Below are 12,295 nucleotides of genomic sequence, written 5' to 3'. Positions count from 1 at the left end.
GGCCGGCAAAGACCTGTCAGCTTCCATTGTGCCGGGTCGGAGCTATTTGCGGTCCGCCGCCGCGTCCGACAGGAGTGCCAAAATGACCGTCCTATCTGGTTTTCCGGTCGACAACACGGGAAGCGCGGAGACGAACACCACAGTCTTGGGCACCATGTGCGGCTCCAGCGTCGCGGCGGCACCGGCCCTCAGCTCCTCGGCCGAGCAGGAACCGGCCACCAGCGCCGCCACCTGCTGGCCCCATTCGGGATCGGCCACGGGCCCCACGAACGCCTCGCGGACGCCCTGCACCCGGTGCAGCCCGTCAGCCACGGCGGCAGCGGAAATCTTCAAACCGCCGCTGATGATCACGTCGTCCACGCGGCCCAGCACCCGCAGTCGTCCCTCACCGTCCAGCTCGCCCAGGTCGCCGGTTTCATACCAGCGCACGGGTTCGTTTCCGGACAGGGCACTGCCGTCGAGCGGCTCCTGGAAGAAGGCGCCCGCGGTCAGGGCGGGGTCGCCCAGATACCCGGTTGCCAGGACGGCCCCGCCCAGCCGGATGCGGCCGTCGCGGATGGCGAGCTCCACGCCGTCGAGCGGGACGCCGTTGTAGATGCAGCCGCCGCAGGTCTCAGACATGCCGTAGGTGGTGACGACGTTAATGCCGGCGCTGCGTGCGGCCTCCAGCAGCACCGGGCTGGCCGGGGCGCCGCCGAGCAGGATGGCGTTGAAGCGGCGCAGGACAGTCAGCGTTTCCGCCGTCGGATTGGTGAGCAGGCGCGTGAGCTGCGTGGGAACCAGGGAGGTGTAGCGCAGCTTGTCCGTCAGTTCGGCCGCGGCCGCCGTGAACGCCTCGGGGGTGAATCCGCCGCTGAGGTCCATGGCCCAGGGGCGCGTGCCGGCAAACAGCGAACGGACCAGCACTTGCAGCCCCGCCACATAGTGCACCGGCAGAGCCAGCAGCCACTGCCCCTCGCCGCGCAGCGCCAGCGCGGTGCCCACCGAGGAGGCCGCCAGCGCGTCCACGCTGAGCATGGTCCGCTTGGGTTGCCCGGTGCTCCCGGAGGTGCGCACGACGGCGGCAATGTCAGTGTCGCTGTTGGCCGGCAGTCCCAGCTCGGCCTGGGGGATGAGTGTGAATTCCGGTGCCGCGCCGGGGGCGGCCGGGGCCTCAATTTGGACGGCCGGGCCTTCCCCGGACAGTGCTTCGGAGAGTGCCTTGAGCAGGGGTTCGATCGTCATGTGCGCCTATGCCGGGGGTTAGAAGTAGTAGGGGAAGCTGGACCAGTCGGGGTCGCGCTTTTGAAGGAACGCTTCCTTGCCCTCCACGGCCTCATCGGTCATGTAGGCCAGGCGGGTGGCCTCGCCGGCAAAGACCTGCTGGCCGGCCAGTCCGTCGTCGGCCATGTTGAAGGCAAACTTGAGCATGCGGATGGCCTGGGGGGACTGGCCGGCAATGTCCGCGGCGTATTCCAGCGCGGTGTTTTCCAGCTCGGCGTGGTCCACGGCCTCGTTGACGGCGCCCAGGCGGACCGCGTCGTCCGCGGAGTATTCGCGGGCCAGGAAGAAAACCGCCCGGGCTGCCTTCTGGCCGATCTGGCGGGCCAGCAGCGCCGAGCCATAACCGGCGTCGAACGATCCCACAGTGGCGTCGGTCTGCTTGAACTTGCCGTGCTGGCGGGAGGCGATGGTGAGGTCGGAGACCACGTGCAGGGAGTGCCCGCCGCCCGCGGCCCAGCCGTTGACGACGGCGATGACCACCTTGGGCATGGTGCGCATGAGCCGCTGGACCTCCAGGATGTGCAGGCGGCCGGCGCGGGCGGGATCGATGGTCTCCTTCGTCTCCCCGTCTGTATTTTGTACTGTATTTTGTACGGTGTACCGGTAGCCGTCGCGGCCGCGGATGCGCTGGTCCCCGCCGGAACAAAAGGAATGCACGCCGTCCTTGGGGGAGGGGCCGTTGCCTGTCAGCAGCACGGCGGCCACATCCGGGGTCATGCGGGCGTGGTCCATGGCCCGGTAAAGCTCGTCCACGGTGCCGGGGCGGAAGGCGTTGCGGACCTCCGGGCGGTTGAAGGCGATGCGCACCGTGGGCAGGTCCCGGACGATTTTTCCGTCGCTGTCCCGCTCAACCTGGCGGTGGTACGTCATGTCGGTGAAGTCGAAGCCCTCCACCACACGCCAGCGGCTGGGGTCGAAGATATCGGAAACCTGGGCGGGGAAATTGTCTGCGCTGCTCACCCTCACGATCTTAGCTGGCGGTGCCGGGCTGTTTTATTATGCGCATTAGTGGCAGCTGGCGTAACGCATGACGGAAGAATTGTTTTATTGTGCGCAAGGCTGAAGTGCTGGCGTTGCGCAGCACGGTTCCCGGCGCAACACTGGCAGCTGGCGTTGCGCATGAAGAAATTCAAGGCGACGGTTGTCCGCCATGAATTCACAAGATTCACAGGCATTCACACCGGCAGGCCGGACCGGGCGGCGGACTAGCCGATGCAGAATTCGTTGCCCTCCGGGTCGGCCATGGTGAACCAGGCGTGCGGACCCTGGCTGGCCTCCCACAGGAAAGTGGCGCCGCGGACTTCAAGGCGGGCCCTCACCTCAGCCATGTCCTCGCCGCCGAGCCGCACGTCCCAGTGGATTCGGTTCTTTCCGGCCTTGGCCTGGTCACCGGACTGGAACAGGATCCGCGGCTGGCCGCTTCCTGCCTCCGGTCCCGCGGTGATGGCCTGGCCGTCCTTCCACACGAGTACGCCGTTGTGCATCTTGGTCTGGTCCCCGGTGGCGAAGGCCTTTTCCACCATGGAGCGGATGAACGCCTCTTCGCTTGGCTCCACGGTCCAGCCCATGGTTTCCGCCCACCAGTCGGCAAGTTCGTGGGGCTTGAATGAGTCAACGACTATTTGCAGTGAATAGGCCATGGGAAAAGTCTGCCGGAGCTGCCCGTGGCCGTCCAGTACATAAACTGTGTGCAGGATTCGTTGCGGGTTTTGCGCCTGATGCCCCCGGCGTAAAACCCGGCTTGAGTTCAGCGCATGCGGAAAGTCGAGTTTGCTGATGCGCCGGACCAGTTTGCGGGTGGTGCGCATCCGTCAACCAAGGGGCATCGGATATTGTTTTTTCATGACAGCAATTGAGCCGGTAACCCTGCGTGGAAAGTACGTCACGCTCGAACCGTTGAGCCGGGACCACCACGACGGTCTGGTTCAGGCCGCCTCCGACGGCGAATTGTGGAATCTCTGGTACACGTTCGTTCCACGCCCGGAGGACATGAAGGCGGAGATCGAGCGCCGACTGGCCCTGCAGGAATCCGGATTGATGCTGCCGTTCACCACGCGCCTGAACGATCCCGCCACGGGGGAGCCGGGCAACGTCATCGGCATGACGACGTACATGAACATCGATGCCGGGCTGCCGCGGCTGGAGATCGGCTCGACCTGGAACGCCGCCGGCGTGCAGGGCAGCGGGACCAACCCGGACAGCAAGCGCCTGCTGCTGGGCCACGCCTTTGAAACGCTGGGCTGCGTGGCGGTTGAATTTTGCACGCATTGGATGAACATGCAGTCACGTGAAGCCATTGCGAGGCTCGGCGCCAAGCAGGACGGCGTGCTGCGTTCACACCGGCGCATGCCGGACGGCTCCCTGCGCGACACAGTGGTCTTCTCGATCCTCGCCAACGAATGGCCCCAGGTCCGCAGCGGCCTGGACCTGCGCGTGGCCAAGAAGCGCTAAATGCAGGAAGCCGGGGTCCCGCACTGGGAAGGTGCCGTCAACGCCCGCCTGCTCATCGGCGACATCTACCGGATGGGCCGCAGCGAGTGGCTTACCGAGAATGGCTGGCGGCAGGTGTACCGCGACGGCGTCCGCACCGTCATCGACCTGCGGAATCCCGGCGAGCGCAAGCGCAGGCCCACCGATCCGGCGGTGGGGGATGGCGCAATGGCCGGGTTCGACGTCGTCACTTCACCCACCGAGGATCCGGACAACGCCGAATACCAGGCGTTGGTCCAGCCCTACATGAACCATCCCCGGCTCTACGCGGACATCCTGCGGCTGTTTCCCGGACGGGTGGCCGCGGTGTTCAAGGAGCTGGCCGTGGCGCGCGGGGCGGTGGTGATCCATTGTTCTGCCGGGCGGGACAGGACCGGGCTGGTGGCCTCGCTGCTGCTGGCGCTCGCGGGTCAGGCGGAGCGGGTGGCCCGGGAGGACGAACTTGCCTCGCGCGGCATCAACAGCTGGCATTTGGTGGCACCCGTGAAGCACCCGTATGAGCACTACCTGGCGGAGGACGAAATTGCAGAAATCGTGGCGGACCGGGAACAGGCGCTGGAAGTCTTTGTGGGCGGGCTCGACGTGCGGGCCTTCCTGCTGGACAACGGCGTCACAACGGGGGAGATCGACGCCGTCGTGGCACGGTGCCGATAGGCGGACGCGGGAAATAGTCACCGTCAGGTGAAACCTTTCTCCCTGCCGCGGACAATACAGTGCATGGGGAACATGGAGGCCGCCGGTGAGCCGGCACTTTGGGAGCGCAGCCTGCGCGGCGACGGCGACGCGTTTGGCCTGGTCTTTGACCGGCACAACGCACGCGTATTCCGCCACGCCTACGGCTTCCTGCGGAACCGGCACGACGCCGAGGACGCCACGGCGGCGGCCTTCCTGGAACTGTGGCGCAGGCGTGCCAAGGTGCGCCTGGTCAACGGCTCCGTACTGCCATGGCTGCTGACCACCACCACGAACGTGGCCCGCAACCATCAGCGGGCCGCAAGGCGGTACCACAGCTTCCTTTCGGCACTGCCACGGGAAGTGGAATCGCCGGACGCGGCCGAGGAAGCAATGGCCCGCAACCCCTATGAAGCCCTGGAACCGGAGCTGGCGGCAGCCGTGCTCGCACTCGGTTCGGCAGATCGGCAGCTCGTGGCGCTCGTCGTGGTGGCGGGGTGCAGCATTGGCGACGCTGCCGACGTCCTGGACGTCACAGCGTCGGCCGCCAAAACCCGGCTGCACAGGGCGCGGCTGAAACTGCGGGCCGCACTGGAGCCGCACCCTCCGGCGGCGGCCGGACTGGCGGAACCGCGGGCACTCGAAGGGGAACTGCCATGAATCAGCTGGATCGCAAATTTCAGGGTGCGCTGCGGGCCGCGCTGGTGGCGCACGTATCTGCGGCGCCTTCCCGGACCAGGCGGCGCAGGGTATGGGCCGGGGCGGGCCTGCTCAGCGGCGTGGGTTTGTTGGGCGGAGTGGCGGCCGCGGCATCAGGGCTGTGGGTGGTGCCGGGAGCGGACATTGTCACTCCCCTGGCCGACGCTGTCACAGTGACCCGGAGCGGTACCGCAACCGTGGAACTGGGCGAGGTGCCGCCAGGCGCCACGGGGGTCTCGCTCTCCCTGAGCTGCCTGAGCGCCGGCACGTTCACGTTCGACGACGGTGCCTCCTCACGCTGTTCCGCCGCCGACGTCGGCACCCGGTCCGCGTGGACAGGGTACCGGCAGGAGCTGGCCCGCGGGCAGCACACCGTGACGATCAAGGCCGGACCGGGCGAACAGTGGCGGTTGACCATCACTTACGTGAACGCAGTGACGAGCCCCTGGGGCGTCAACGCGAAGGGGGAGACGTACGGCGTGGAAAATGCCAAGGGCTCTCCGGTGCTGATTGCCGTGGTCGCGACGAACGGGGTGGTGGGCTACGCATATTCCAAGGACCTGTCGCCGGAGCCGGACTTCAAGTCGCCGGAGGAGGCCCTGGCCTGGCAGTCCGCGCATGCAGGAACGTACGTGGAGATACCCGTGTACGGCAGCGACGGTGAAACCAAGGTGGGGGTGTTCCGGATCGGAGGGTGATTGCCTTCCTACCCGCAAGCCCGGCGTGTTGCCGCGCGCTCCACGCCGCAGGTACGTTGTAAGGACCACTGTCTGGACCAGCCCCTACGACTCGAGGCACCTTGCGCTTTCCCCAGCAATTCAAGAATTGGCTGTTCAACACCCCGGGTGTGACCGACACGGGGAATTTCAGCGGGGTGGTCAACAGGGCCGCCGAGCGGGCGGGGGCGGCGGACCCCGAAACCGGCCCGGCGCAGGCACGGGAGCTGCTCAGCCAAATAAGCGGGGGCTCCCGGCAATGGACCGGGCAACGGCTCGAGGACTACCTGTTTTGCGCCCGCATTCTTGCCGGGAAATCCCTGGACATGACGCCCTTCGACACCCAGCTGCTTTCGGCAGCCAACATGCTCCAGGGCACCGTGGTGGAAATGGACACCGGCGAAGGAAAGACGCTGGTGGGCGCCCTGGTGGCCGGTGCGCACGCACTGGAAGGGCGCCGCGTGCACGTCCTGACGGTCAACGACTATTTGGCGGGAAGGGATGCACAATGGATGCGCCCCTTCTATGAAAGCCTGGGCGTGCGCACCGCCTCAGTCACCACGGAGGCCACCGCCGCGGAGAAGAAAAAAGCCTATCTGGCGGACGTGGTCTACGTGTCCGTCAACGAACTCGGCTTTGACGTCCTGCGGGACCGCAGCTGCACGGGCCAGGACCAAGCCGTGCTGCAGCCCTTTGACGTGGGTATTGTGGATGAAATTGATTCGGTCCTGGTCGACGAGGCGGTGGTCCCGCTGGTCCTGGCCGGGCGGGCACGCACGGAGCTGCAAGGCGTGGACGTGGCGGACTTTGTCCGCAGCCTCAACCCGGACGCCGACTACGCCGTGGAGCCGGACCGCCGCAACGTCTCGCTGACCGACGCCGGGATCGGCCGGGCCGGGGCGAGGTGGCCCGGCGTCGAGCTTTACTCCGCTGAGGGCACGCCGCTGTTTTCCTCCATCAACGTGGCGCTGCACGCCGAGGTGCTCCTGCAGCGCGACGTGGACTACATCGTGCGGGACGGCCGGGCCCAGATCGTGTCCGATTCGCGCGGGCGGGTGGCGCACACCCAGCGCTGGCCGGACGGGCTGCAGGCCGCCGTGGAGACGAAGGAAGGCCTGGTGAAGACCGAACAGGGCGAGGTCCTGGACCAGCTGCTGGTGCGTGACCTCATCAAGTCCTTCGCCACCGTGACCGGCATGAGCGGGACCGCCGTGGCCGTCGCGGAGTACCTGCGCACCCATTACTCGCTCGACGCCGGGCGGATCCCACCGCACTTGCCCTCGATCCGCCGGGACCTGCCCGAGCGCATCTACGCGACGGCCGCCCACCGGGACGCCGCCGTCGTCGAGGCGGTCCTGGCGGCCCATGCCGCGGGGCAGCCGGTGCTGATCGGCACCCACGATGTCGCCACCTCGGAGCGTTTTGCCGCCGAGCTGGCGACCAGAGACGTGCAATGCCAGGTCCTCAACGCCCGCAATGACGCCCTGGAGGCTGGGATCATTGCCCAGGCGGGCCGGAAGTACGCCGTCACGGTCTCCACCCAGATGGCCGGCCGCGGCACCGACATCCTGCTGGGTGGCAAGGGGGCCGACGCAGCTGTCCACGGCGAGGTTGCCGCGCTCGGCGGGCTGCTGGTGGTCATCGTGGGCCGCTTTTACTCACCCCGCCTGGACGCCCAGCTCAGGGGCCGTGCCGGGCGGCAGGGCGATCCCGGGGCCAGCGTGGTCTACTCCAGCATCGAGGACCCGGCCGCCAACGGGCAGGAAGTCCACGGCCTGGAGCTCAGCAGTTCCCTGGCCGGGGACGCGGACGACGCCGGACTGGTCACCAGGGCGGGGGTGTCGCGGCTGCTGGACCGCACCCAGCGCCTGGCCGAGCAGGAGCGCTTCACCACGCAGGAAAACTCATGGAAGTACAACGAACTCATCGCCTACCAGCGGCGGGTGGTGCTGGCCGAAAGGGACCGCGTGCTCACGGACGATGACGCCGCGCTGGAACCCTTTGAGGGGGCGGAACGCCTTGAAGGGCTCCGTACTGCACTGGGCGGTCCGGAAGTGGCCCGGGTGTGCCGGGCCATCCTGCTGTTCCAACTCGACGCACACTGGAGCGACCACCTGGCGCTGCTGTCCGAGCAGCGTGCCGCCATCCACCTGCGCGCATTGGGCCGGCAAAATCCGTTGGATGAATTCCGCCGCGAGACCATCCTCGCCTTCGAGGGGTTCCTCGACCGGGCCGCGGACAGTGCGCGGGAGTCCTTTGACGCGCTGGACGTTGCCGACGGTGCCGTGGACCTGGACGCGGCGGGACTTCGCCGGCCGTCTTCCACGTGGACCTATGTGGTCAACGAGGATCCGTTTGGCAGCCCGTCGGATGCGGCCGTGAAATGGCTGCTGAAAAAACTGGGCAAATAGGCTGCCGTAACGCCGCGGAAAAGCGAATACTGGAGGGACACATGTGCATCGGCACGCCGTCTTGAGGGGATGAAAGTCTGTGGCCCAGCTTATTTACACCGCCAACACCTCGTTGGACGGCTACGTCAACGACGCCGATGGCAATTTCGACTTCACAGTTCCCAGTGATGAAGTCCACGGCTTCATCAACGACTTGGAACGTGGCCATGGCACCTATCTCTACGGAAGGCGCCTGTACGAGACCATGAAGGTCTGGGAGGCAATGCAGCAGCGGACTGACCTTTCGCCGGTGGCACGTGATTATGCGGACTTCTGGTGCCGGGCGCAGAAGGTGGTGTATTCGCGGACTTTGAAGGCCGCCGAAACAGCCAGGACCCGGATTGAGCCCAGCTTTGATCCGGAGGCCGTCCGTCGGCTGAAGGCCGGTGCCAGCACGGACCTGTCCTTGGGCGGCGCCGAACTCGCCGGCCAGGCGTTCGCCGCCGGACTGGTGGACCAAGTGCACCTGTTCCTCGCGCCTGTCATCATCGGCGGCGGCACCCGGGCGCTACCCGACGCCGTCCGGACCCGGCTGGAACTGCTGGATGAGCGCACCTTCGGCAGCGGCGTCGTGCATCTTCATTACAGGGTGTCGGGCCAGGCCTAGCGGCCCGGCAGGCCCCACAACAGCCAGATCGAGAACACGGCGGAGGCAGCGATGACCACTGCGAAGCCGGCCAGCCAGAGGATGGCCGGCACGCCGGTGGAGCGGGCGAGGATGTAGGCGTCGGAGCTGGCCAGCTGGTTGCGGCGGCGCGTGTGGACGGCGGCCACCTTGAACCAGTCGCGCACGGACCCCACGCCGAGCGCGATGCCCAGGGCAAGGACAACGTAGCTGACGGTCAGCGGCTCGGCAAACATGACCAGCAGCTGGGCCACGGCCGCGCTCAGCAGCGCCACCATGATGCCGGTGAAGTTGCGCAGGAAGATCAAGGCCACCAACAGGAGCAGGGCGCCAATGGACATTGCGGCGCCCGCCCAGCCGGCGGTCACGGACCAGACCAGGGCAACGCCCACCACGGCCGGTGCAGGGTAGCCCCAAAATCCGGACCATGTGGCGCTGAAGCCGCGCCGGCCGCTGCTGACCAGCTGTCCCGAATGGTCCAGGCCGATTTTCAGCCCGTGGACATAACGGCCGGTCATGAGCGCGGCAAAGGCGTGGCCCAGCTCGTGCACAAATGTCACATACAGCCCAAACCAGCGCCACGTCACGCGCGGAATGCTCAGCACAATGGCCACGGCAAGGATGCCCGCCAACACGGGGAAGGGGACAGACGGCGTGCCGGCATGGACAAATCCGGCCAGGACGGCCTGCCACCAGCTGCCTACGGCGTTGAGGGGTTGGTCAGTGTTCACTGTGGAAGCCTATGCGAGAAAGCTGTGGGTCCGTGTCTGCCGGACGATCCTGCGCCGAGCGTGAAATTCCTTGCCCCGGCCGGTCCGCACGGCTTTGCTGGAATGCATGGCAAATATCTTGATACTTGGCGGCACCGCATGGCTGGGCCGGACCCTTGCAGCCCAGGCGATGGAGGCCGGCCACGCCGTCACCTGCCTGGCCCGCGGCAAATCCGGCGATTTCCCGAAAGGCATGGCCGCCATCGAGGTTGACCGGGATGGCGACGGCGCCTATGCCGGGGCCGTCTCGCAGCAGTGGGACCTGGTGGTGGAGCTGACCCGCATGCCCGCCCATGCCCGCGCCGCTGTGGAGGCGCTCTCGCCGCGGGCCAGGCATTGGATTTTTGTCTCTTCCTGCTCCGTCTATGCGGACCATTCCACCCCGGAGGTGCCTGAAGAGGCGGAACTGCTCGAGCCCCTCGAGTCCACCGAGACCTACACTCCGGAGCTTTATGGCCAGGCGAAGTCCGGCTGTGAATGGCTGGCCATGGCGACCCGCGGCAATGCTGCGCTGGTGGTCCGTCCCGGGTTGATCGGCGGCCCCGGGGATCCTTCCGGGCGTACCACGTACTGGCCGCTGCGCCTGGCCGATCCCCGCGGGCCGGTGCTGGTTCCCCTCGATGACGGCTCGGCCTACCGCCAGCATGTGCAGCTCATCGATGTCCGTGACCTTGCCGCGTTCATTCTCGATGCGGGGCTGGCCGGGCGGACCGGCGCGGTCAATGCCGTGGGGCAGGCCGTGCCCCTGCAGGACGCGTTGTTGGCGGCGCGGGAGGCTGCGCACGCCAACCCGCAGATCGTCCCGTATCGGCTGTCCACCATGGTGGCCGACGGCGTTTCCCCGTGGAGTGGGCCGCGGTCCCTGCCGCTCGTGCTGCCATTGGAGGCGGACTACGCCGGATTTGCGCGCCGTTCCGATGCCCGGGCCCTGGAATGGGGGCTGGAGCGGCGTCCGCTCGAGGAAACATTCCGGGACATCATTGCCTGCGAGGAACCGTGGGCGGGGCGCCAGCTCGGAGCAGGACTGAGCGCCGCGGACGAAGGGCAGCTGATTGACATTGCCCGGTCTAAAGCTGTTTGAAGTTGTCCGCCCGGTGGCCGGGCATCGAGACCTGACAGCATGCGCAGAACTCGCTGGCGAGTCCGGCGCATGAGGTCACAGCATCGGCATGTGCCCGATTCGCTGTGGGTTGTGCGCACAGGCGCCTATGCGCACAACCGGCGTCGACTCCAGCGCAAAGCGAAACTCCATGCCCCCGGTGGTCGATCCTGCCGAGATGCAGGGCCCGGCCGCCCCCTCATTACAGTTGTTGGTCGCCCCCCGGATGGAAAAGCTGTTCAATGTGCTGCCCCAGCACTTCTGACAGTTTGAAGGCCAGGCCCAGGCTGGGATCGTATTTACCGCGCTCGATGGAAATGATGGTCTGCCGGGACACTCCCAGCTCAAAAGCCAGCTCCTGCTGGGTCAGGCGCAGTTCCTCGCGGCATTCGCGAACCCGATTCTTCACAGGGCGCCCAGGTGGTACATCACGCCGAGCCCACCAGGCTGCCTCGCTGCAGGCCAAATCGGATGCCAAAGTCCACCAGTGCCACCACAACAATGCCAATGAGCAGAGGTGCTGCGTTGAAAAGTTCAGGGTAGGTCATGACGAGCGCAGCGGACAGCAGCGCCAGTCCGATCATGTCCACGAATGCGGCCGACGACGATGCCACAAACACCTGTCGCTCCACCGAATCGGGTTGGGAGAGGGCCGGATACTGCCGGGACAACGGCGTCCTGGCATCGAGCGTCATGATGACAAAGCTAATGGCGCCGGCGGCGGCAACGACGAGGCCCTGGAACGCACCCCTCAGTGGACCTGCGGCGGAATCCACCATGAACCCCGTGAAAACGCCCCAGGCAATGACAAGCGCCGCCATGATGACAATACTTCGAAACATTCGTCTGAGCATGCCGTCAACGTACAGTTGATTTTGGATGAATGTCAAGGAAACTGTACTCAAGCCTGGAGGGGTGATTGTTCTGCTGTCGGTCCAATAGCGGCGTCAAGTGGTACAATATAAAGTACCACTATGGAGGTGTCGCATGGCGATCACAGCATCGGAAGCCCGGGCCCGGCTCTTCCCATTGATTGAACAAGTAAACAATGACAGGCTGCCCGTGGAGATCATCTCCAAGAAAGGCAGCGCAGTCCTCATGTCGCTGGCGGACTATGAGGCGCTCGAGGAAACTGCCTACCTCCTGCGTAGCCCCGCCAACGCGGCGCACCTTTTAGAGGGCGTTGCTCAGCATAAGGCCGGTCAGCTGCACGCTCACGAACTCAGTGAATGAACATCGCATTCTCAGCCACGGGCTGGGCTGACTACCAGTACTGGGCCAAGACTGACAAGGCGACCTTGCGGCGCCTCAACGCGCTCATTAAAGACTGCCTGCGATCGCCTGAAGATGGCATTGGCAAGCCTGAAGCGCTCAAGCACCAATTGGCTGGGTACTGGTCCCGCCGGATCACGGACGAGCACCGCCTCGTCTATGCCGTCGAAGAGGACCAAATTGTGGTTATTGCTGCCCGCCACCACTACTGACCGGCCGCGGGCCGCCTTGACAACACT

15 protein-coding genes are annotated in these 12,295 nt (G+C 66.2%); 9 read left to right on the top strand and 6 right to left on the bottom strand.

The window, feature by feature from the left end; translation table 11 throughout:
* Positions 1-42: 42 nt before the first annotated feature.
* From CVV68_RS08720 to CVV68_RS08710, 3 genes are all read right to left on the bottom strand, one after another.
* Positions 43-1,224 carry an AMP-binding protein gene (locus CVV68_RS08720; RefSeq protein ID WP_110500607.1) on the bottom strand — a complete coding sequence of 394 codons (1,182 nt, stop codon included), beginning with the start codon at positions 1,222-1,224 and terminating at the stop codon, positions 43-45.
* A gap of 18 nt (positions 1,225-1,242) precedes the next feature.
* A complete protein-coding gene (locus tag CVV68_RS08715) occupies positions 1,243-2,223 on the bottom strand; it encodes a 1,4-dihydroxy-2-naphthoyl-CoA synthase (protein WP_110500606.1) in 981 nt (326 codons plus the stop codon).
* 245 nt (positions 2,224-2,468) lie between these two features.
* A complete protein-coding gene (locus CVV68_RS08710) occupies positions 2,469-2,903 on the bottom strand; it encodes a VOC family protein (protein WP_110500656.1) in 435 nt (144 codons plus the stop codon).
* Positions 2,904-3,105: 202 nt separating this feature from the next.
* Here CVV68_RS08710 and CVV68_RS08705 point away from each other — a divergent pair, with 202 nt between their 5' ends.
* From CVV68_RS08705 to CVV68_RS08680, 6 genes are all read left to right on the top strand, one after another.
* Complete coding sequence (locus tag CVV68_RS08705; protein WP_110500605.1) at positions 3,106-3,714, top strand: GNAT family N-acetyltransferase; 609 nt, start codon at positions 3,106-3,108, stop codon at positions 3,712-3,714.
* Positions 3,715-4,407 carry a tyrosine-protein phosphatase gene (locus CVV68_RS08700; RefSeq protein WP_110500604.1) on the top strand — a complete coding sequence of 231 codons (693 nt, stop codon included), beginning with the start codon at positions 3,715-3,717 and terminating at the stop codon, positions 4,405-4,407. It begins immediately after the preceding gene.
* Positions 4,408-4,470: 63 nt separating this feature from the next.
* Positions 4,471-5,085: an RNA polymerase sigma factor gene (locus CVV68_RS08695; RefSeq protein ID WP_110500603.1), complete on the top strand. Its 615-nt coding sequence runs from the start codon at positions 4,471-4,473 to the stop codon at positions 5,083-5,085.
* Positions 5,082-5,822, top strand: coding sequence for a peptidase M56 family protein (locus CVV68_RS08690; RefSeq protein WP_110500602.1), 741 nt, complete (start codon positions 5,082-5,084; stop codon positions 5,820-5,822). Before CVV68_RS08695 ends, CVV68_RS08690 begins: the two co-directional genes overlap by 4 nt.
* Before the next feature lie 149 nt (positions 5,823-5,971).
* Positions 5,972-8,251 carry an accessory Sec system translocase SecA2 gene (gene secA2 / locus CVV68_RS08685; RefSeq protein WP_211320766.1) on the top strand — a complete coding sequence of 760 codons (2,280 nt, stop codon included), beginning with the start codon at positions 5,972-5,974 and terminating at the stop codon, positions 8,249-8,251.
* A 79-nt stretch (positions 8,252-8,330) separates the two neighbouring features.
* Positions 8,331-8,897 carry a dihydrofolate reductase family protein gene (locus tag CVV68_RS08680; RefSeq protein ID WP_110500600.1) on the top strand — a complete coding sequence of 189 codons (567 nt, stop codon included), beginning with the start codon at positions 8,331-8,333 and terminating at the stop codon, positions 8,895-8,897.
* Here the strand turns inward: CVV68_RS08680 and CVV68_RS08675 are convergent.
* Positions 8,894-9,646, bottom strand: coding sequence for a M50 family metallopeptidase (locus tag CVV68_RS08675; RefSeq protein ID WP_110500599.1), 753 nt, complete (start codon positions 9,644-9,646; stop codon positions 8,894-8,896). The genes CVV68_RS08680 and CVV68_RS08675 overlap by 4 nt on opposite strands.
* A gap of 106 nt (positions 9,647-9,752) precedes the next feature.
* Between CVV68_RS08675 and CVV68_RS08670 the strand changes: the two genes are divergently transcribed.
* Entirely contained in the window at positions 9,753-10,766 is a 1,014-nt protein-coding gene (locus CVV68_RS08670; RefSeq protein WP_110500598.1) for an NAD-dependent epimerase/dehydratase family protein, read from the top strand.
* A gap of 220 nt (positions 10,767-10,986) precedes the next feature.
* On the opposite strand, the gene CVV68_RS08665 is transcribed toward CVV68_RS08670, so the two are convergent.
* A complete protein-coding gene (locus CVV68_RS08665; RefSeq protein ID WP_110500597.1) occupies positions 10,987-11,193 on the bottom strand; it encodes a helix-turn-helix transcriptional regulator in 207 nt (68 codons plus the stop codon).
* A 19-nt stretch (positions 11,194-11,212) separates the two neighbouring features.
* Complete coding sequence (locus CVV68_RS08660; protein WP_146238860.1) at positions 11,213-11,626, bottom strand: hypothetical protein; 414 nt, start codon at positions 11,624-11,626, stop codon at positions 11,213-11,215.
* 145 nt (positions 11,627-11,771) lie between these two features.
* On the opposite strand from CVV68_RS08660, the gene CVV68_RS08655 reads away from it, so the two are divergent.
* Together CVV68_RS08655 and CVV68_RS08650 are read left to right on the top strand one after the other, a co-directional pair.
* A complete protein-coding gene (locus CVV68_RS08655) occupies positions 11,772-12,017 on the top strand; it encodes a type II toxin-antitoxin system Phd/YefM family antitoxin (protein WP_110500595.1) in 246 nt (81 codons plus the stop codon).
* Positions 12,014-12,268: a Txe/YoeB family addiction module toxin gene (locus tag CVV68_RS08650; RefSeq protein ID WP_110500594.1), complete on the top strand. Its 255-nt coding sequence runs from the start codon at positions 12,014-12,016 to the stop codon at positions 12,266-12,268. Before CVV68_RS08655 ends, CVV68_RS08650 begins: the two co-directional genes overlap by 4 nt.
* Positions 12,269-12,295 lie beyond the last annotated feature (27 nt).

The organism is Arthrobacter livingstonensis, from assembly GCF_003219815.1.
Classification (GTDB): Bacteria; Actinomycetota; Actinomycetes; order Actinomycetales; family Micrococcaceae; genus Specibacter; species Specibacter livingstonensis.
This window is presented reverse-complemented; position numbering and strand designations above follow the sequence as displayed.

Excerpts from the sequence above, each read along its gene's own strand:
- CVV68_RS08720 (WP_110500607.1), bottom strand. The coding sequence starts at position 1,224 with ATGACGATCGAACCCCTGCTCAAGGCACTCTCCGAAGCACTGTCCGGG.
- CVV68_RS08710 (WP_110500656.1), bottom strand. The coding sequence starts at position 2,903 with ATGGCCTATTCACTGCAAATAGTCGTTGACTCATTCAAGCCCCACGAA.
- CVV68_RS08705 (WP_110500605.1), top strand. The coding sequence starts at position 3,106 with ATGACAGCAATTGAGCCGGTAACCCTGCGTGGAAAGTACGTCACGCTC.
- CVV68_RS08700 (WP_110500604.1), top strand. The coding sequence starts at position 3,715 with ATGCAGGAAGCCGGGGTCCCGCACTGGGAAGGTGCCGTCAACGCCCGC.
- CVV68_RS08695 (WP_110500603.1), top strand. The coding sequence starts at position 4,471 with ATGGGGAACATGGAGGCCGCCGGTGAGCCGGCACTTTGGGAGCGCAGC.
- CVV68_RS08690 (WP_110500602.1), top strand. The coding sequence starts at position 5,082 with ATGAATCAGCTGGATCGCAAATTTCAGGGTGCGCTGCGGGCCGCGCTG.
- CVV68_RS08670 (WP_110500598.1), top strand. The coding sequence starts at position 9,753 with ATGGCAAATATCTTGATACTTGGCGGCACCGCATGGCTGGGCCGGACC.
- CVV68_RS08660 (WP_146238860.1), bottom strand. The coding sequence starts at position 11,626 with ATGTTTCGAAGTATTGTCATCATGGCGGCGCTTGTCATTGCCTGGGGC.
- CVV68_RS08655 (WP_110500595.1), top strand. The coding sequence starts at position 11,772 with ATGGCGATCACAGCATCGGAAGCCCGGGCCCGGCTCTTCCCATTGATT.
- CVV68_RS08650 (WP_110500594.1), top strand. The coding sequence starts at position 12,014 with ATGAACATCGCATTCTCAGCCACGGGCTGGGCTGACTACCAGTACTGG.